Here is a 19,026-nt window from a genome sequence, read left to right on the forward strand (position 1 = left end):
GGGATATAGAATGGACCATCCAATTCAAGGTTTAATGACAACCGCAATGCAGCATTTAAAACAAATGACTGATGTAAATACAATTGTGGGTGACCCAATTAAAGCGGCAGATGGAAGTGTAATTCTTACCGTTTCGAAAGTTAGTTTCGGCTTTGCCGCTGGTGGAAGTGAATTTGGTAAAGAACAGGCAGGCCGTCATCCATTTGGCGGAGGAAGTGGTGGAGGAGTTTCTATTAATCCTGTTGCTTTTCTTGTTATAAATGGAGACGGTGTAAAAGTGTTACATTTAGATAAGCAAACACACGTCATCGATAAAATAATTGAATTAGCGCCACAAGCTGTTGATAAAGTGAAAGAAATGATGGATAAACGAAAAGAAGACGATCCTGAATTTCAAATTTAACGAATAAAGAAGCTGATCAATGGATTAGCTTCTTTAATTTTTTTGTAAATAAAGCGATTTTATTTGCATTATCGATAGGGACAAACTATCATTTACATTGTACATATTTTGTTTAAATAAGGGAGGATTTTCAAGTGGCAAACGTAACTTTTAAAGGTAATCCAATGACTTTAGTTGGAACAGAAGTTAAAGTTGGCGATCAAGCGCCAAACTTCCAAGTATTAGCAAATGACTTATCTCCAGTAAGTTTAGAAACATACAAAGGCGAAGTGAAATTAATTAGTGTTGTACCTTCAATCGACACAGGTGTGTGTGATGCACAAACACGTCGTTTTAACCAAGATGCAGCAGGTATTGAAAATGCGAAAGTATTAACAATTAGCGCTGACTTACCATTCGCTCAAAAACGCTGGTGTGCGGCAAACGGTTTAGAAAATGTTGTAACACTTTCTGACCACCGTGACCTTTCATTCGGTGAAGCTTATGGCTTAGTAATGAAAGAGCTTCGTTTACTTGCTCGTGCAGTATTCGTAGTAGATAGCAACGACAAAGTAGTTTACGCAGAGTACGTAAGCGAAGGTACAAGCCATCCAAACTATGAAGCAGCATTAGAAGCAGCTAAATCTGCAAAATAATGTGAAGGAAATGACCTCTTATAAAGAGGTCGTTTTTTCTCATATATTGCTGCGCAACGGTGCCAATATATGAGAAAAAACGTTATATCGTATATAACTGAAAGGGGAGCTCTTTGCAGGAGGTCGCTTTTTCTTTTTGGAAAAAAACACTTTGTGGTATGATATAAGTTATGTGTAAAAGAGAGAAGGAGGAATGTACGTGAGTCAGACAGTAGAAACATTATTTTCTATTTTTGATTCTTCTGCGGTAGTTTTACGTAAAGAATTAGATGTAACATATTTAGAGGCGCTTGTAGAAACAGGTGATAACTTGTTTGAAGGAGCGATTTTACAAGAGGAATTATCTGAGTCAGCAATTGAAAGGCTGAATCGTGAATATAGTACGTTTAATGAAGAAACATATAAAGGTGAAGAAATTCGTAAAGCATTTCAGTTAGCCATTTTAAAAGGAATGAAAGAAGGCGTACAAGCAAATCACGAAATGACGCCTGATGCAGTTGGTATGTTCATGAGCTACTTATTCCATAAATTTATGCAAGGTCAAAATGAAATTACGGTGTTAGATCCTGCAATTGGAACAGGTAACTTAATGACTACAGTGTTTAACAGCGCCAAAGAAGGACTAACAATGAGTGGGTTTGGTGTAGAAGTGGATGAAGTGCTAATTAAACTTGCTTTAGTAAATGCGAATTTACAAAAGCATGCAATCGAATTCTTCCATCAAGATGGACTAGCGCCACTTTATATCGATCCGGTTGATGCAGTCGTTTCAGACTTGCCGATTGGTTACTATCCAAATGAAATCGGTGCAAGCGAATATAAGTTAAAAGCAGATGAAGGAATGTCGTATGCACATCACCTATTTATTGAACAAAGTGTGAAACATACGAAAGAAGGCGGGTACTTATTCTTCCTAGTACCAAACTTCATTTTTGAAAGTGATCAAGCACCAAAATTACATGCATTTATTAAAGAAACATGTTTTATTCAAGGGCTATTACAGCTACCTGTTTCCATGTTTAAAAACGAGAAAAATGCAAAAAGTATATTTGTTCTCCAAAAGAAAGGTCCTAGTGTAACGATGCCAAAACAGGCGTTATTAGTGGAGTTACCTAAATTCTCCAACATGAAGGCGATGGAGAACATTATGGATCAATTAAATACTTGGTTTGCAACGCATAAATAAGGCAAGGTATATGTAACAGAGTTAGTAATTCATGTAGTACAGTTTTATATAATATGTCATATTTTTAAATATATACTAGATTAAACTGAATTTTTTTGAAATCTGTAATATATATTTTTTCTTGGTGTTACAATTTTTTCACTTGAAATATATGTCGGACGATGTTTAAATTAAAATCGTGAGTATAAAATTTGCTAATGATGAAACGTTTTCATATGTAGTAAATTTGATCAGATAAAATCGAGCGATTTGTGGACATATCCACACAACTACCAAGAGAAAAAGGGGCGAAAGACTAGATGTCAAAAATCATCGCGATTAACGCAGGAAGCTCTTCCTTAAAATTCCAATTATTTGAAATGCCAAGTGAAACAGTATTAACAAAAGGTTTAGTAGAACGTATCGGTTTAGAAGATAGTATCTTCACTATTACTGTAGATGGCGAAAAACAAAAAGAAATTACAAACATTCCAGATCACGCAGTAGCAGTTAATATGCTTCTTAAAAAATTAACTGAAAACGGAATCGTTAAATCTCTTGATGAGATTGGCGGTATCGGTCACCGTGTTGTTCACGGCGGCGAAAAATTTGCTGACTCTGTTTTAATTACTGATGAAGTATTAGCTGATATCGAAGAGTTAAGCGATTTAGCACCACTTCATAACCCAGCAAACATTGTTGGTATTAAAGCATTCCAAGAAGTATTACCAAACGTACCAGCAGTAGCAGTATTCGATACAGCATTCCACCAAACAATGCCGGAATCTGCATTCCTATACAGCTTACCATATGAGTACTATGAGAAATTTGGCATCCGTAAATACGGTTTCCACGGAACTTCTCATAAATACGTAACTGAGCGTGCGGCTGAATTATTAGGTCGTCCACTTGAAAGCTTAAGCTTACTTTCTTGTCACTTAGGTAACGGTGCAAGTATCGCAGCGGTAGAAGGCGGTAAATCTATCGATACTTCTATGGGCTTCACTCCACTTGCTGGTGTAACAATGGGTACACGTTCTGGTAACCTTGACCCTGCGTTAATTCCATACATCATGGAAAAAACAGGCCAAACAGTAGAAGAAGTAGTTAACGTATTAAACAAGAAGAGTGGTATGTTAGGTCTTACTGGTTACTCTAGTGACCTACGTGACATCATTGCAAAAGAAGAAGAAGGCGACCACCGTGCGAAAGTAGCACTTGATGTATTCGTAAGCCGTATCCACAAATACATCGGTTCTTACACTGCTCGTATGAAAGGTGTAGACGCAATCATCTTCACAGCTGGTGTAGGTGAAAACAGTGCGATTATTCGTGAGCGCGTATTAGAAGGCCTTGAGTACATGGGCGTATACTTCGACGTAAAACGTAATAACGTATTTGGTGAAGAAGCATTCATCAGCTTCCCACACTCTCCAGTAAAAATTATCGTAATTCCAACTGACGAAGAAGTTATGATCGCTCGTGACGTACTACGTCTAGGAGATATTGGTTAATATACTATATGAAAAAGACGAGATCCTATAGGATTTCGTCTTTTTTCTTTTGGATATAGTTTAAAATTCCATCTGGATATAGTACTTTTTCCTTCTGAATAAAAGCTGTAATGGGAATCCATTTTGCATACGATACGGTTTGCGCATCTTGTATATTCATTTTTTTCATTTCATATAGTGATGTGTCTAATAAGCGTACAGAATATAGCTGAATGATTTCATGACCAATTTCTTCATCAAGATGAAAGATGTTTTCTAAGCAGCCTAAATAATTGCAGATTTCCACTTCTGTATGAAGCTCTTCTTGAAATTCACGAATAACGGTATGTGCTGATTTTTCACCAAGTTCAATTGAACCGCCAAGAGGTCGGTAATATGTTTCATCGGTTGTATGATATTCTTGTACGAGAAGGCAACCTTGATGTGTAGCAAAACCAAAGGCTTTTGCACGCGGATACATATACAATCACTCCTTATTTATTTTGTATAAGGATGATTATAATGTATTTTGTAATAAAAGGTGTCGTGTATTTAAGAATGCGGTCTAATCGTAATTCCATCAAATAAGTCATTCCAAAATGCTTCATTATACTGAAATACATCCATAATAGGGCATTTTATAGCGCAAATGTTTTGCAATCCCCAATCTTCTTCTACAACAGTGGGTACATCTTCAGGAATGAGTAACAGGACAGAGAATGTATGTTTAACTATTTGAGATAAAATGTGTTCCAAGGAACGTGCTTCTTCGTATGTTCCTCCAGTTCGAATAAACAATATGGATTCTTCCGTTTCAATTGTAGTTAGAAAACGATGAACTCGATGCTCATAGTTTAACTTAATTTCTGTATAAGAAGGCCAAGAAGTTGGTGTGTTTACATCTGTTTTAAAATCGTGGCAGGAGTCGATTTCATATAGGTTATCACGGAGTCTTAATTTCACATTATCATCCCAAAATGAGATGAAGGATAAGTTTTCCAACTGTAAAAAACGGTCAAATCGATTTTGTAATAATACATTCACTTTTTCTAATGAAGGGCTTAGCATAAAATCGATAACACCAAAAAATGGTGATAATTCGAATTGATATAAAGCCCAAGCAGGCCAGCAGTTTTGTCCTAAGCTGAATACTGCATGATATTCTTTTTTTATATTGGATAGATTCATGTGATTTATCTCATCCTTTTTGCTAATATTTTATGTCATTTAAAAATGGTATGTGAATAAAGATAGACAAGCATATTTGCAAAGAATAAGCAGAAATATGTTACAATAGAAAAAAATCGAACGAGGTGGTTGTTACGATGCGATCGAAGCGAGAACAAGCCATTTTAGACAATATAAAAGAATGGGAATTGCAATTAGTTGAGCAAGAGGCGACTGATTTTCAAAAAATGTTTGATAAATGGGTACATACTACAATTGCGAAACTACCTGAGAAAAAACGAAAAGATTTCTTTACGAAAGCAGATGGATGGCTCTTTCATTTGCATGCATTGATTCAAAGTTCACAATCACAGTTAGATGCGCGTAATCGTATTTTAGGAACGTCGAGATTGTTTGATGAATCGATTGAACAACTGGAAGATTTGAAAGCATTATCTATTGATCAATTAACATACATAGCAGAGCAGCAAACAGCACGACATCGTTTATATTCATTCGTACAAGGCGGAGCAACGGGGGCTGGAGGTTTATTATTATTAACAGCTGATTTTCCGATTATGATTGCGTTAAATGTGAAGGCTGTCCAACTTATTGCCACTTCATTTGGACATGATGTGAACAAGCCTTATGAAATGATGCTTGCGTTAAAGGTGTTTCATGCGTCATTACTACCAGGAAGGCTTCAGCAATACGCATGGTACAATTTACTGCAAGAGCTAGAGCAAGAAGATTCTTTCTTCTACGAAGGAGACGAAGCGGTATTACAACCAGCTTCTACTGAAGTTGTGTTAAAACAAATTTTGAAAACATTTTCGATTTATGCTCTTCGTCGTAAATTATTCCAAGGTATTCCGGTAATTGGAATGGCAATTGGGTCTACAGTGAATTATCGTTTAACAAGAAACGTTACTGAATTTGCAAATAGATTTTATCAAGTGCGCCACATAGTCGAGAAGGAAAAAAGAGCATAAAAAAAAGCGAGAGGCCGAAGCCTTTCGCTTTTTTAATTTGTTGCATGCTTTTTGGACATTGGAATAGATACTGGTTGCTTTTCTTCTGCTTTTTCTGTTTTTGGATAATAAATTAAATCCAATGTTTTTGCCTGTACGGCAATCGAAAGAATAGTAAATGCAATTTCTGTCCAATTTAAATAATATAATGAAAGCGCAAGAACAATCGCGTCAAAGACGAAGAAAATTTGCCCAATTGTAAAACGAGTTCGTTTACTTAATACAATTGTTAAAATATCGTCTCCGCCGGTTGCACCGCCAAATCGCAATATAAAACCGAGTCCAATACCAGCTAATGCACCGCCAACTACTGCAGCTATAAATAAATTGTTTGATAAATCAACCGTAAATGGAGAATAATTCTCCATAAGAGAATAAAATACTCCGAATGAAATTGAACCTAAGAATGAATAGCCAACCATTTTTTTACCTAAAAATGAAGCACATAGTAAAATAATTGGGATATCCATAATTACAGTTGAAATAGATGGTGAAATATCATAAAAATTTTGGATGAATAGTGCGATACCTACAAAGCCACCTTCTGTTAAGTGGTTTTGGAAGTGAATGTGATATAGCGCTGCTGCTAAAATAAATGAACCGATTAAAACCATAAAAATTTCTTTAATAATTTGTCGACTTTGGATGTTCCTCATCGTTATTCCTTCTTTCCGTAGTTAGTAGTCCTTTTTGTGTTGTAAACTAACTACGAGCTCACATGTAGCTTCAGTTAGTTTACGAAAAAAACTAACTACGCTATATGTCGCTGAAGAAATAACGAATAATCCTCTCGTCCATCAATTCTCCCTACCTTCGTTTTAGTTTAAGTCTTAAAACGACTAAACAAAACGTGGAGTAAGATTCTTCATTTAGCAATCCTGCTCTTCTTTGTTTTGTTTAGCTAGTAACAATTAAGTCCTAAACAAAACGCTATGTGTAAGAAGAGTCTTTTTTTTGCCAAATTATCCTTCGGGCAATCATAATTTCCCCACTCTCGTATTTTTTTCGCTAGACTAAAAGTATCTGAGCTGAAAAATACGCTACGTGTATGATTCGTCAATACGATGCCACATGCTCCTTCGAGCGATCATGATATCAAAATCCCTTCCTTCAAGATTTATATTATTATATCATACTTTCAAAAAATGTATGCGGATGGAAACCGACAATAAACGGAGGAAATCTACAAAAATTGTTATGTTTAAATATTTTTGTAGAAAAGCCTAAGTTATTTCTTACTTATTGGACAGCTTTTAACGGTTTGTCCAATAAGTAAGAAAAGAAGAGTTTTTATTCAGCTGTATTCTTATCATCACTTTTATCTTTAAAAAACGCATCCCAGCTAATTACACTTAAAAAAGTTAAAGCGATAATAACGAAAGCACGCATAAGTTTGAACCTCCTTTTGTACATAGTATATGAATCATTCACTTTGTAATGTGTCATTTTTTACAAGTCTTAACTATTATGAGAGTATATTAATATAGATAGATGAAGGGGGAATTGAACATATGCTAAAAGACATGTTCAAAAGAAAAGAATTAATATGCGTTTCATGTCAGAAAAAGATTCAATATGAAGAAGAGCTCGTTGCTTTTGTAAAGTTGCCGAAAGAAAGAAGTATATTAGTTGGTCCATTTGATGTATGTTTGGCGAAAACAGCACAAGAAGTATATTGTAAATCGTGTTACGACAAAAAAGCATGACCCAAACTAATTGAGGGGCATGCTTTTTTCATTGGTGTGCCTTCCCCTCAGATACATTTTGAGTGAGTCGATACCAAAGCCAAAGGTCATTAATGATGGAAGCGAGATCGGCAATTTCTGAATTAAGTTTGCAAGAAATTTCGAAGTCTTCTTCGTTATTTAAATGATGCTGTTTTGCATTAATAGAGTGCTCGAGTTCTTTTATTCGATCAGGAATCCTTCCGCGAACTTGTTCCCATTTCAATAAAATAGCATGCTGCATTTTTTGGGGGATATTTTCCCAGTCTTCTTGTAAATGCGGAATTTCAATTCCTAGATGATCATCGTATAAGAAATACTTTTTCATAAGTTCACCCCCGTTTTCCTGCTTATATTGTACATAAAAACAGAAAGAAGTTCGACGAAATTGTTTGAAAAAATTTGAAAATGACTCTTGATACATTTTGAAAAAGGTGTTAAAGTGTGAATTATTATAAAAGAAAATGAATATTTATTCTTTAGGGGGATGCAAAATGGAGAAGAAAAAAGTTGTATTAGCATATTCCGGAGGTCTTGATACTTCCGTTGCAATTAAATGGTTACAAGAGAAGAATTATGATATTATCGCGCTTTGTTTAGACTTAGGGGAAGGTAAAGACTTAGCATTTGTAAAAGAAAAAGCACTTTCAGTAGGTGCAATTAAATCATATATGATTGATGTTCAAGAAGAATTTGCAAATGAATATGCATTGATGGCGATGCAAGCGCACACGTTATACGAAGGGAAATACCCTCTCGTTTCAGCGTTATCACGTCCGCTTATCGCGAAGAAATTAGTAGAAATTGCAGAACAAGAAGGGGCGACTGCAGTTGCACATGGATGTACAGGGAAAGGGAATGATCAAGTTCGTTTTGAAGTTTCTATTCAAGCATTAAATCCTTACCTAGAAGTGATTGCACCTGTACGTGAATGGAAATGGTCACGTGAAGAAGAAATTGCCTATGCAAAAGAAAACAATGTACCAATTCCGATTAATTTAGATAGCCCATTTTCAATCGATCAAAATTTATGGGGACGCAGCAATGAATGTGGTATTTTAGAAGATCCATGGGCAGCGCCGCCAGAAGATGCATATGAGATGACATTGGCATTAGAAGATACACCGAATAAACCAGAGTTTGTAGAAATCGGATTTGAAGCAGGCGTACCGACGACTTTAAATGGTACTGCATATTCACTTTCAGAACTAATTAAAACGTTAAATGCGCTGGCTGGAAAACATGGCGTTGGACGTATCGATCACGTAGAAAATCGCCTCGTTGGTATTAAATCGCGCGAAGTATATGAATGTCCAGCGGCAATGACGTTAATCACAGCACATAAAGAGCTGGAAGATTTAACGCACGTAAAAGAAGTAGCGCATTTTAAACCGGTGATTGAGCAGAAAATAACAGAACTTATTTATAACGGTTTATGGTTCTCTCCTTTAAAACAAGCGCTTCATGCATTTTTACAAGAAACGCAAAAGAATGTAACAGGTACAGTGCGTGTGAAATTATTTAAAGGCCATGCGATTGTAGAAGGACGTAAATCTGAGTACTCTTTATATGACGAAAAATTAGCAACATATACTGCTCAGGACGAATTTAATCATGATGCAGCAGTTGGGTTCATTTCATTATTCGGTCTACCGACGAAAGTATACAGCCAAGTGAATCAAAAGAAGGTGGAAGCGTGAGCAAACTTTGGGGCGGACGTTTTACAGAAGAAGCGGAAGCGTGGGTTGAAGAGTTCGGAGCATCCATCTCCTTTGATCAACAATTAGTAAATCAAGATATAAAGGGAAGTATTGCACACGTAACGATGCTAGCAAAGCAAGGCATCGTTACGAAAGAAGAAGCAGAGAAAATAAAGATAGGTCTTCAATATTTATTGGAAGAAGCGAAACAAAATAAATTGCATTTTTCAGTTGAAGCGGAAGACATTCATTTAAATATCGAAAAGATGTTGATTGAAAAAATTGGTGAAGTAGGAGGAAAACTTCATACTGGCCGAAGCCGTAATGATCAAGTAGCGACAGATATGCATTTATATTTAAAAGAAAAAGTAGAACATATTATAAAAGCTACAAAACAATTACAAACTGTTCTCGTTCATCAAGCAGAAAATAATATTGAAACTATTATGCCTGGTTATACGCATTTACAGCGTGCCCAGCCAATTTCATTTGCGCATCATATTCTCGCTTACTTTTGGATGTTAGAGCGCGATGTGAATCGTTATGAAGATTCATTAAAGCGTATTAACATTTCGCCATTAGGAGCAGGAGCATTAGCTGGGACAACATTCCCGATTGACCGAGAATATAGTGCGGAGCTTCTTGGATTTAATGGAATCTATGAAAATAGTTTAGATGCAGTGAGCGATCGTGATTTCATACTGGAGTTTCTAAGCAACTCATCTATGCTCATGATGCACTTATCACGCTTTTGCGAAGAACTTATTTTATGGAGTAGTCAAGAGTTTCAATTTATTGAAATGAGCGATCAATACGCAACGGGAAGCAGTATTATGCCGCAAAAGAAAAATCCAGATATGGCGGAACTTATTCGTGGTAAAACAGGCAGAGTATATGGTAATTTATTTAGTTTACTTACAGTCATGAAAGGATTACCGCTCGCTTACAATAAAGACTTGCAAGAAGATAAAGAAGGAATGTTTGATACAGTAAAAACAGTAGAAGGGTGCCTTCATATTATGGCAGGCATGCTAGAAACGATGACTGTCAACAAAGAAAAGATGGGGCAAGCTGTAACCAAAGATTTCTCAAACGCAACAGAAATTGCTGACTACTTAGCAAGCAAAGGACTACCGTTCCGTCAAGCTCATGAAATTGTTGGGAAGCTAGTGCTACACTGCACACAAAAAGGAATTTATTTAGTAGATGTACCACTTGCAACGTATAAAGAAATGAGCTCGTTATTTGAAGAGGATTTGTATGAAGTTCTTTCACCGTATGCGGCTGTAAAGCGTCGTAACAGTGCTGGCGGGACTGGATTTAAGCAAATTGAAAAAGCTTTGGAGAAGGCGAAGGGATTAGTTGGAGAGTTTGTGGGAAGTTGATTGATAAGAAAGAAGGTACGCTAACCTTAGTAGAGGGAAGTGTACCTTCTTTTGTAATTTCTATGAAAACTAAATTATTGTTGATTTGTTTTCCTTAATTTTCGTTCTTTCATAAGTTTCCTAATATCTTTAATCACATAAATAGTAAATCCAAGCATCATTACAATATGAAAAATTTGCCAAACGGTATGTATCCATGTACCTTTTGCTTCTTGAATGACAAATAGTCTATCAATTAACATAGAGCCAAAATAAAATGAGAAAAGTAATAGGGCAGTATCTTTCTTCTTACCCATGAAAAACAGTATTAAAAACATAATAGAAAGCCCCATGGGCCAATACATACTTTCGAACATTGAAATTATAAACCACCTTTTATTTATGCATATATATTTGAAGAAATAAGAATGTTTATTAAGGTACATTATCTTTCTTGGTTATACATTTGCATTATATTTTGCAACAATTGTCCTCTTACTTAGTTTGATGCATAACACAGTATATACTACATATGTAGGGAAATAAACTATGAAATAGTTATAGTTAGGATTCTTTATGCCTACCTGTCCTATTGATTTATTTTCTTACCTTTCAAAAAAGTGGTGGAGAAATCTTCTCCACCGTCTAAAATTAATCATACTTATGTCGATTTTCCGTAATTCGAATATACTCAATATCCATCAAATCTCTAAGCAGTGCACCGTTACTTAGTTCAACTCCATGTTTCTCTTTAAAATGAGTACGAATCGTATCTAACATTTCGATTTCTTTCCCATTCACATCTAAAATAATGCGTTCAGAATCATCCATGTAGCATCCTCCTTTATTAAACATATATATTTTGTCCGTCTATTTCTAAAAAATGTATGTTAATGTAATGTTAGGAAATAAGAAAGGGATGGAAAATGAGACGTATTTATTTTATAGGGCTAATTTTGTACACATTAATTGTATTACACGCTGCATTCCCAAACATCTTTTCATTTAAGGATTTAGAAACAGTACACGTTGGGATATTTATCTTTATTCTATTTATAGTAGACTGCTGTATTTCAATATGGCTTTCGAAAAGAAAACATGTACAAGATAAAAAAGAAATGCAACGAAAAAAGAGAAAACGTTCCTTTTGGATGATGACGTACTGTTTGTCTTTAGTGCTTACTGCTGTCTTTTTTAGTGAACATATTCCATTAGAAAGAGTAAATATTGGATTTGGGGCGTTCGTATTTGCATACTATTTTTTCATGCACTTTCTTCCTTATATGAAAGAAAAGCGAGAAGAAGAGGAAGATCCGCTTGTAGAAGAAGCGAGAGAACGAGAGCATAAGAGAATAGAAGAAGATATACAGAAACTTGGGGAACAAAAATGGTATTTGAAATCTAAAATCATATATGTTCTTTGCTTTATTACGCCGCCAATCGGTTATTTGTATGTATTCTGCCTTCGTAAAAAAATGACAGAAGATGCAAAGCAAGCATACTTAACAGTTGCGACGATTATGATGGCATTATGGTCTTTGAAGTTTCTTCCGCCTTATGTATTAGCAATTACTGTTGTTATTGTGGCTTGTCTTGTATTTATAGTGAAATATGTGAAATGAAAAACACCAAGCCCATGTGGACTTGGTGTTTTATTTATAAATTAAAGCTCACCTTGCTCCTCATCACCACGAACAACAAGGACATCGCATTTCGCATAGCGAATAATATGTTCAGAGACGCTACCAATTAGGAAACGCTCAACAGCATTTAAACCAGTTGCACCACACATAATTAAATCTACTTTATGGTTTGGAGCGATTTCTTTTGAAATTTTAGATTTAGGATTACCAAATTCTAATACAGTTTCAATTTTTTCAAGGCCAGCTTCAAGCGCAGTTTTTTTGTAGTCTTCTAATAAATCTTCTGCAAATAGATTGGCACGTTCAGCAATTGCACGGCTATAAGCTTCTACTGCTGAGTATGCTTTTACATCAACGATATGAGCAATTGTTAATGTTGCATTGTTTCGTTTAGCGACTTGAATTGCTTTTTTAAAGGCTTTTTCTGCTTCTTTAGAACCGTCCACCGCGATTAAAATATTTGTATATGTATTATTCATAGTAAATTCCTCCCAATCATTTTTATTACCTTTTACAACTTTATTATAAAACAAATTTTGGTAATGTGCTTATCGGAAACGTTACAGAATTTTGAAAACTTTGTTTCAATTCATTTTAGTTGTAATTGGTGCAAGAACTTGTTACATATGAACTATAGCAATTTAAAAGGGGGCAGTTTTGTGAGACATGCGCTCATTACAGCCGGTACGAAAGGTTTAGGAAAGCAAGTAACAGAAAAATTATTGGCTAAAGGCTATTCAGTAACAGTAACATATCATAGCGATATAACGGCTATGGAAACGATGAAAGAAACATATAAAAACGTAGAAGAGCGTCTACAATTCGTGCAAGCGGATGTCACGAAAAAGGAAGATTTACATAAAATAGTAGAAGAAGCGATAAGCCGTTTTGGCAAAATTGACTTTTTAATTAATAATGCTGGTCCATATGTATTTGAACGAAAAAAGTTAGTCGATTATGAAGAAGACGAATGGAATGAAATGATTCAGGGTAATTTAACAGCGGTGTTTCATTTGTTGAAACTTGTCGTTCCGATTATGAGAAAACAGAACTTTGGCCGTATTATTAATTACGGATTCCAAGGGGCAGATAGCGCACCGGGATGGATTTATCGTTCAGCTTTTGCAGCAGCGAAAGTAGGACTTGTTTCATTAACGAAAACAGTTGCTTACGAAGAAGCAGAATATGGTATTACTGCAAATATGGTATGTCCTGGTGATATTATTGGTGAAATGAAAGAAGCGACAATTCAAGAAGCACGTCAGTTGAAAGAACGTAACACACCAATTGGTAGATCTGGAACAGGTGAAGATATCGCAAGAACAATTTCGTTTTTATGTGAGGACGATTCCGATATGATTACCGGTACAATTATTGAAGTAACTGGTGCAGTAGATGTTATTCATAGACATCGATAGAGTAAAAAAAGAGAAGTTTCGAATAATTGGACAGTTTATCCTTTATGCTGATAGGTGCGGATAATACTGTCCTTTAATGTAAAATTAAATCTATCGGAAAACTTGTATTATTTTTTGTCAAATATTGAGATATTATGTTAAAATATAAGAGCGTAGAAAGCGCTTTAAAAAATGATTCAGGGGTCATTTCATAACTCAAGGGGGAACTAATAATGCGTATCGGTATTCCAACAGAAATTAAAAACAATGAAAACCGCGTGGCAATGACGCCAGCGGGAGCAGTACATTTAGTACAAAATGGTCATGAAGTTTTTGTTCAAAAAGGAGCAGGTTTAGGGTCTGGCTTTACGGATGAAGAATACGTACAAGCTGGTGCAAAACTTGTTGAAACTGCTGAAGAAGCATGGAATCAAGATATGGTTATGAAGGTAAAAGAGCCAGTTGCAAGTGAATACGGTTATTTCCGCGAAGGTTTAATTTTATTCACATACTTACACTTAGCTCCAGAACCAGAATTAACGAAAGCATTAATTGATAACAAAGTGGTATCAATTGCATACGAAACAGTACAATTAGACAATCGTTCTTTACCATTACTTGCACCTATGAGTGAAGTAGCAGGTCGTATGTCTGCACAAATCGGTGCACAATTCCTTGAGAAAAACAAAGGCGGTAAAGGTATTTTACTTGCAGGCGTTCCAGGGGTAAAACGCGGCAAAGTAACAATTATCGGCGGTGGTCAAGCTGGTACAAACGCAGCGAAGATTGCAGTAGGTTTAGGTGCAGATGTAACAATTATCGACTTAAGTGCAGAACGTCTTCGTCAACTAGATGACATTTTCGGTAACCAAGTAAAAACGTTAATGTCTAATCCATACAACATTGCAGAAGCTGTAAAAGAATCTGACCTTGTTATTGGTGCGGTATTAATTCCAGGTGCAAAAGCGCCAAAACTTGTAACAGAAGAAATGATTCAATCAATGGAACCAGGTTCTGTCGTTGTAGATATCGCGATTGACCAAGGTGGTATTTTCGAAACAACTGACCGTATTACAACTCACGACAACCCAACTTACGAAAAACATGGCGTTGTTCATTATGCAGTTGCTAATATGCCAGGTGCGGTTCCACGTACATCAACTCTTGCATTAACAAACGTAACAGTACCATATGCAGTACAAATTGCTAACAAAGGCTACAAAGAAGCTTGCCTAGGCAACACTGCATTATTAAAAGGTATTAACACATTAGATGGATATGTAACATTCGAAGCAGTTGCAGAAGCGCACGGCTTACAATACGCTGATGCGAAAGAGCTTCTTGAGAAAGCTCCTGCTTTATCATAATAGAAATACATGTAAGCCCCTCCTTTTGTAAGGAGGGGCTTTTTATTTAGGTTAATTGTCTAGTTTCTTTACAATTTTCAATCCGAACATCATTGTAAAGAAAAGAATGCCGAACAAGTAATATAAGGCATACTCAACCCGTATCATCGAATTTTTGTCAGTGATATATAAAATAAATAGTATCGCAGAGCCGACTAAATGAGAGAGGCCGAAAATTTGCGCCATAAGTTTTAAACTCATCTTCTCGATTCTTTCATCCATCTCAGGTAATGGATATTTCTCTGCATCGTTCTTTCTTTTCTTAAAGAATATCCGTTTCACTACGAATAGTATTAAGGCTAAGAGTATGTAGACGCCAACAAATAGAAGGACAGAACTAATCTTTTCTTCGTCATTACTATTGAAATAAAGAAAAGTTGAACCTAACAACAAAATGGTAAGATGCGAAATGAACTCTTGATTAAAAGTATTTTTCATTCTTTTTCCTCCCCAGTTTTATCTAATTGAAATAAATCTTCTACTTTACAGTTGAAAAACTCACATAATTTCAATGCTAATTCTAAACTCGGGTTGTATTTATTCTTCTCGATAGCGATGAGGGATTGTCTAGTGATTTGAACAGAGGAAGCTAATTGTTCTTGGGTGATGTCTCTAACGACGCGGAATTGTTTCACCTTATTTTTAATCAAATATACAAAGTCTCCTTTTTGTAAATTTGTTACATTTATTATATCCATTTTTAGGTAATAAGTAAATAAAACTTTACAAAAAGTAAACAAAACTTTACGCGAAATATAGCTTGTTATGATGTTGTTTTTTGTGATAATTTGGAATTGAATGAAAAAAGAAGTCAAAAGAGGAGATTCAATGGGGAGTAAAAAGAGAAAGAAAAAGCAAGCTAAAAGACAAAAGTATATAAAGAAAAAACAGGAACAGAACATACCTCTTTCAAAAAAAATAGTCATTATGATAGAGAAAACATTTCGATATATTTGTATGGCTCTGTATGTAATTTTGTGTATGTATTCATTTGGGGTGTTTTACAGTTTTGGGATAACCCCCAATATTATTGAGAGCATTTTAGAATTTACACTTGTCGTAATAGAATTAGCCTTATTTGTTATACTCTTTGCTACAGTATGGCCTAGTCATGAAAGTAAGAAAGATAAGCAAAGAAAAATGAGCAAAAAATCTTCATATGCTTCAAGCTCATCAAGTGTATTCGGTAACTACAGTAGCAACGATTGTAGCAGCTCAAGTGATAGTGGAGGAGATTGCGGAGGTGGTGGAGACTAAGTTGTTTTTTCAGAAGAACGACTAATGAAAGGGTGGGACGAAAGATGGAAACTGTGAACTTAATAGAATTAACAAAGGACATTCAAGATCAACATAAAAACTTCGTCGTTTCAAATGTAAATAGTCATTGCTTACGAATCGCTGTATTTACTGGTGAATATGATTGGCACTATCATTCTAATTCGGATGAATTATTCATTGTGCTAGAGGGAGAATTACTTATCGATTTTGAAGATGGAGAAACAGCAGTTTTAAAGCCGAATGATTCTATCTTAATTCCAGCATGCACGATTCATAGAACGAGAGCGTTAAAGAGAACAGTAAATCTTTGTTTTGAAAATATAGAAGCTGATACGATTAAAGTGGAGCAGTTATGAAAAAATTATCTGTAGCTGAGTATAGAAAAATCTTTCCGATTTTAGAAAGTCATACAAAAACGACGACGTTTGCTTATGCGGTATATGATCAAATGATAGATGGTGAAGTTTTTACAAACGAGAAGTTAACAGCAGGGTTAATTATTACAGCTAACGGTATCTATTATTTATTTGGTGATACGGATGATCAAAATTATAACGAAGATTTATTTGCATATTTAAAAATGGCTCTTGAAAAAACAGAGAAGAGATTTACACTCTTTACTTCAAGCGAAGAGTGGGAAATGATGATAGAAGAGCGGTTTAGTAATACACTTCGGAACATCCCGCGAATGAAATTTCAAAGCGTAACCTTTGAAGAGAGAAAACAAGATGCAAACAAAAATACATATGAAGTGAAGCGTATTGATAAAAGTAATATAGAACGAAGTAATGAATTTACAGAGGCATATTATAAAGAATATTGGGGATCAACTGAAGTATTTTTAAATAATGGCTTTGGATTTTGCATCGAGCAAGAGGGGATAATTGTAGCTGAATGTGTTTCGATATTTACCGGGAATGGGTTTGCTGAAATTGATATTGCGACGCATAAAGCATATCAAGGGAAAGGATTAGCTCAAGCTGTTGCAACAAGGTTTATTGAACATTGCATGCAAAATGATATTACACCGTGCTGGGATTGTTATGTAGACAATATTCCTTCGCAAAAATTAGCTAGTAAATTAAGTTTTCATCATCCAATAGAATATAGATTGTTTGCACGTAAGAAAACGGGGGAATAAAAATGAATGTAGAGTTAACGAGATTTAAAGTGAAACAAGGTAAAAGTCATCGTGTAGATGCATGGATGCAGCTTCTTAATGACAATATGAAAGAAGTGCTTTTGACACTAAACGACGAAAAGATGTACGTTGAGACAATTTTCCGGGAAATAAGAGATGGAGAAGAGTACTTATATTGGTATTCTGTGCAAGGAGAAGGCGGGGCTCTTGTCGAAAATTCTCATCATGAAATTGATAAAAAGCACTTAGCATTTTGGTATGAATGTATTGATGAAGAAGTACCGTCTGTTGATATGAAAACAGAAGTTGTTATGATTCAAGATGTTGTGAAGGAAGCGATGAAATAATAGATTGGTATTTTATAACCGTAACAAGGTCATCTTTTTGGTTGGAATATATATTATTGGAGATGCTGTAAGATGAGAATTAGTAATAAATATATCACTCTCGATGAAATAGAAATAATAAGAGAACCTTTAAATAAATTGCATGAATATCATAATAATAAATCAAAACATTTTTCTGGTGATTATCCAAGAATGACATTTGAGGAACGTATTGAAAATTATAAACAGAATTCAAAGTACGGAGAATATAGAATTGAATTATTAGTTGAGGCGGAAACAGATGATATATTAGGATTTTGTATAGCGTATAGTAAAAGTGTAAACGGAAAGATTGAAGTTTTATTCGTTGATGAAAAATATCGAAGAAACGGATTTGGTTTAAAATTAATGAATAGTGCAGTGGAATGGTTTAAAGCGAAGAAGATAGATGAAATTGAATTAACAGTAGTGTACGGGAATGAAGCTGTATCGTTTTATGAAAAGCTGGGGTTTTATCCTCGTTCAATTATTATGGCAACTAAGTCATAACGATAGTTTGGGGAGAGATGAGTGGGAGTTTTTGTTTCGAAAAATGATTCATATGTTACTAAAGTATATGTGTAGAGCACATCAAAATAGATGTGCTTTTTAGTATTAAACATTTAGAAAAGCTGTATTTGGATATCTTTAAGTGAAAATAAAAGGGGATATCACGAATCTTTTAGGACAAACTATAAAGAAATAAAAAACACAAAACCAAAAGACCTATCCATATACGGTGTAGTCGTAACAGGTAAAACAGAAGATTTACAAAGTTTACAAGGAGCACCATATATTAAAGCAGCTGTTAGAGGTGTAACAGTTGAGAAATATTTATCACAAGAGATTAATGTGAATAATCAGAAAATTTATGTTATAATATGGGAAAAGGAGGTTCATATGAGGCAAATACATGGAGCAATTTATATTTACATAACAATATTTTTCGTGGCGATATCCTATGGATTAGGGCACGTGTATTCGCATCCTATACTAACTTTTTTAAGCGGAGCATGTATGGCGTTTGCGCTTCTTGTCCACCTTTTCTCAGTTTGGATCGTGAAATTTCAATTAAATATTAGTGAAATAGAAGAAGGCACTTTTTAAGTGGCCT

General features: G+C 35.1%; 26 protein-coding genes and 1 pseudogene. 18 read left to right on the forward strand and 9 right to left on the reverse strand.

Going from position 1 to position 19,026, the window contains the following annotated elements; genetic code table 11:
• The first annotated feature begins 10 nt into the window (after positions 1 to 10).
• The 4 genes from ytfJ (at position 11) to ackA (ending at position 3,717) form a co-directional block, all read left to right on the forward strand.
• Positions 11 to 403, forward strand: a complete 393-nt coding sequence (gene ytfJ, locus FS742_RS10285) for a GerW family sporulation protein (RefSeq protein ID WP_063260710.1) — start codon at positions 11 to 13, stop codon at positions 401 to 403.
• 134 nt (positions 404 to 537) lie between these two features.
• Entirely contained in the window at positions 538 to 1,038 is a 501-nt protein-coding gene (gene tpx / locus FS742_RS10290) for a thiol peroxidase (protein ID WP_000024525.1), read from the forward strand.
• A gap of 199 nt (positions 1,039 to 1,237) precedes the next feature.
• Entirely contained in the window at positions 1,238 to 2,224 is a 987-nt protein-coding gene (locus tag FS742_RS10295; RefSeq protein ID WP_144612252.1) for a class I SAM-dependent methyltransferase, read from the forward strand.
• Between the two features lie 299 nt (positions 2,225 to 2,523).
• A complete protein-coding gene (gene ackA / locus FS742_RS10300; RefSeq protein ID WP_000034570.1) occupies positions 2,524 to 3,717 on the forward strand; it encodes an acetate kinase in 1,194 nt (397 codons plus the stop codon).
• Between the two features lie 25 nt (positions 3,718 to 3,742).
• Here the strand turns inward: ackA and FS742_RS10305 are convergent, their stop codons facing one another.
• Both FS742_RS10305 and FS742_RS10310 read right to left on the reverse strand, forming a co-directional pair.
• The gene (locus tag FS742_RS10305) at positions 3,743 to 4,177 is read right to left on the reverse strand and encodes an NUDIX hydrolase (protein WP_144612253.1); all 435 of its coding nucleotides are present in this window, start codon (positions 4,175 to 4,177) and stop codon (positions 3,743 to 3,745) included.
• Positions 4,178 to 4,248: 71 nt separating this feature from the next.
• Positions 4,249 to 4,884: a DUF1796 family putative cysteine peptidase gene (locus FS742_RS10310; protein ID WP_144612254.1), complete on the reverse strand. Its 636-nt coding sequence runs from the start codon at positions 4,882 to 4,884 to the stop codon at positions 4,249 to 4,251.
• A 137-nt stretch (positions 4,885 to 5,021) separates the two neighbouring features.
• On the opposite strand from FS742_RS10310, the gene FS742_RS10315 reads away from it, so the two are divergent.
• The gene (locus FS742_RS10315) at positions 5,022 to 5,855 is read left to right on the forward strand and encodes an EcsC family protein (RefSeq protein WP_144612255.1); all 834 of its coding nucleotides are present in this window, start codon (positions 5,022 to 5,024) and stop codon (positions 5,853 to 5,855) included.
• Between the two features lie 32 nt (positions 5,856 to 5,887).
• On the opposite strand, the gene FS742_RS10320 is transcribed toward FS742_RS10315, so the two are convergent.
• Positions 5,888 to 6,550, reverse strand: a complete 663-nt coding sequence (locus FS742_RS10320) for a YitT family protein (protein ID WP_088028375.1) — start codon at positions 6,548 to 6,550, stop codon at positions 5,888 to 5,890.
• An 855-nt stretch (positions 6,551 to 7,405) separates the two neighbouring features.
• Here FS742_RS10320 and FS742_RS10325 point away from each other — a divergent pair.
• Positions 7,406 to 7,600, forward strand: coding sequence for a hypothetical protein (locus FS742_RS10325; protein ID WP_060486558.1), 195 nt, complete (start codon positions 7,406 to 7,408; stop codon positions 7,598 to 7,600).
• Between the two features lie 28 nt (positions 7,601 to 7,628).
• On the opposite strand, the gene FS742_RS10330 is transcribed toward FS742_RS10325, so the two are convergent.
• The gene (locus FS742_RS10330; RefSeq protein ID WP_144612908.1) at positions 7,629 to 7,946 is read right to left on the reverse strand and encodes a radical SAM protein; all 318 of its coding nucleotides are present in this window, start codon (positions 7,944 to 7,946) and stop codon (positions 7,629 to 7,631) included.
• A gap of 166 nt (positions 7,947 to 8,112) precedes the next feature.
• On the opposite strand from FS742_RS10330, the gene FS742_RS10335 reads away from it, so the two are divergent.
• Entirely contained in the window at positions 8,113 to 9,318 is a 1,206-nt protein-coding gene (locus tag FS742_RS10335) for an argininosuccinate synthase (protein ID WP_061679881.1), read from the forward strand.
• A complete protein-coding gene (gene argH / locus FS742_RS10340; RefSeq protein ID WP_144612256.1) occupies positions 9,315 to 10,703 on the forward strand; it encodes an argininosuccinate lyase in 1,389 nt (462 codons plus the stop codon). Before FS742_RS10335 ends, argH begins: the two co-directional genes overlap by 4 nt.
• Positions 10,704 to 10,777: 74 nt before the next feature.
• Here argH and FS742_RS10345 read toward each other — a convergent pair whose 3' ends face one another.
• The gene (locus tag FS742_RS10345; RefSeq protein WP_000464112.1) at positions 10,778 to 11,059 is read right to left on the reverse strand and encodes a hypothetical protein; all 282 of its coding nucleotides are present in this window, start codon (positions 11,057 to 11,059) and stop codon (positions 10,778 to 10,780) included.
• A gap of 274 nt (positions 11,060 to 11,333) precedes the next feature.
• Positions 11,334 to 11,513 (reverse strand): ProA domain protein, encoded by a 180-nt coding sequence (locus FS742_RS10350; RefSeq protein WP_144612257.1) that lies wholly within the window; start codon positions 11,511 to 11,513, stop codon positions 11,334 to 11,336.
• Between the two features lie 95 nt (positions 11,514 to 11,608).
• Between FS742_RS10350 and FS742_RS10355 the strand changes: the two genes are divergently transcribed.
• Positions 11,609 to 12,304, forward strand: a complete 696-nt coding sequence (locus tag FS742_RS10355) for a hypothetical protein (protein ID WP_144612258.1) — start codon at positions 11,609 to 11,611, stop codon at positions 12,302 to 12,304.
• A 41-nt stretch (positions 12,305 to 12,345) separates the two neighbouring features.
• Here the strand turns inward: FS742_RS10355 and FS742_RS10360 are convergent, their stop codons facing one another.
• The gene (locus tag FS742_RS10360) at positions 12,346 to 12,804 is read right to left on the reverse strand and encodes a universal stress protein (RefSeq protein WP_001066673.1); all 459 of its coding nucleotides are present in this window, start codon (positions 12,802 to 12,804) and stop codon (positions 12,346 to 12,348) included.
• Between the two features lie 147 nt (positions 12,805 to 12,951).
• Here FS742_RS10360 and FS742_RS10365 point away from each other — a divergent pair, with 147 nt between their 5' ends.
• A complete protein-coding gene (locus FS742_RS10365; protein ID WP_144612910.1) occupies positions 12,952 to 13,743 on the forward strand; it encodes an SDR family oxidoreductase in 792 nt (263 codons plus the stop codon).
• Positions 13,744 to 13,955: 212 nt separating this feature from the next.
• On the forward strand, positions 13,956 to 15,089 hold the full coding sequence (ald, locus tag FS742_RS10370) for an alanine dehydrogenase (RefSeq protein WP_016718657.1): 1,134 nt from the start codon (positions 13,956 to 13,958) through the stop codon (positions 15,087 to 15,089).
• Positions 15,090 to 15,140: 51 nt separating this feature from the next.
• On the opposite strand, the gene FS742_RS10375 is transcribed toward ald, so the two are convergent.
• Both FS742_RS10375 and FS742_RS10380 read right to left on the reverse strand, forming a co-directional pair.
• Positions 15,141 to 15,566, reverse strand: a complete 426-nt coding sequence (locus FS742_RS10375; RefSeq protein WP_144612259.1) for a hypothetical protein — start codon at positions 15,564 to 15,566, stop codon at positions 15,141 to 15,143.
• A complete protein-coding gene (locus tag FS742_RS10380) occupies positions 15,563 to 15,826 on the reverse strand; it encodes a helix-turn-helix transcriptional regulator (RefSeq protein ID WP_002003636.1) in 264 nt (87 codons plus the stop codon). The genes FS742_RS10375 and FS742_RS10380 overlap by 4 nt, the downstream gene beginning before the upstream one ends.
• Before the next feature lie 130 nt (positions 15,827 to 15,956).
• Between FS742_RS10380 and FS742_RS10385 the strand changes: the two genes are divergently transcribed.
• The 7 genes and pseudogenes from FS742_RS10385 to FS742_RS10415 all read left to right on the forward strand — a co-directional run bounded on the left by FS742_RS10385 (position 15,957) and on the right by FS742_RS10415 (position 19,019).
• Positions 15,957 to 16,385, forward strand: a complete 429-nt coding sequence (locus tag FS742_RS10385) for a hypothetical protein (protein WP_144612260.1) — start codon at positions 15,957 to 15,959, stop codon at positions 16,383 to 16,385.
• 44 nt (positions 16,386 to 16,429) lie between these two features.
• Positions 16,430 to 16,762, forward strand: a complete 333-nt coding sequence (locus FS742_RS10390; protein WP_000450941.1) for a cupin domain-containing protein — start codon at positions 16,430 to 16,432, stop codon at positions 16,760 to 16,762.
• The gene (locus FS742_RS10395) at positions 16,759 to 17,547 is read left to right on the forward strand and encodes a GNAT family N-acetyltransferase (protein WP_144612261.1); all 789 of its coding nucleotides are present in this window, start codon (positions 16,759 to 16,761) and stop codon (positions 17,545 to 17,547) included. The genes FS742_RS10390 and FS742_RS10395 overlap by 4 nt, the downstream gene beginning before the upstream one ends.
• 2 nt (positions 17,548 to 17,549) lie before the next feature.
• Entirely contained in the window at positions 17,550 to 17,894 is a 345-nt protein-coding gene (locus FS742_RS10400; protein WP_144612262.1) for a DUF6176 family protein, read from the forward strand.
• A gap of 72 nt (positions 17,895 to 17,966) precedes the next feature.
• Positions 17,967 to 18,422 (forward strand): GNAT family N-acetyltransferase, encoded by a 456-nt coding sequence (locus FS742_RS10405; protein WP_144612263.1) that lies wholly within the window; start codon positions 17,967 to 17,969, stop codon positions 18,420 to 18,422.
• Between the two features lie 135 nt (positions 18,423 to 18,557).
• Positions 18,558 to 18,746: pseudogene (locus FS742_RS10410) on the forward strand (anti sigma factor C-terminal domain-containing protein); the annotation flags it as partial.
• Positions 18,747 to 18,812: 66 nt separating this feature from the next.
• A complete protein-coding gene (locus FS742_RS10415) occupies positions 18,813 to 19,019 on the forward strand; it encodes a hypothetical protein (RefSeq protein ID WP_048544386.1) in 207 nt (68 codons plus the stop codon).
• Positions 19,020 to 19,026: the final 7 nt, after the last annotated feature.

This window comes from Bacillus cereus, from assembly GCF_007678085.1.
Taxonomy (GTDB): domain Bacteria; phylum Bacillota; class Bacilli; order Bacillales; family Bacillaceae_G; genus Bacillus_A; species Bacillus_A cereus_BE.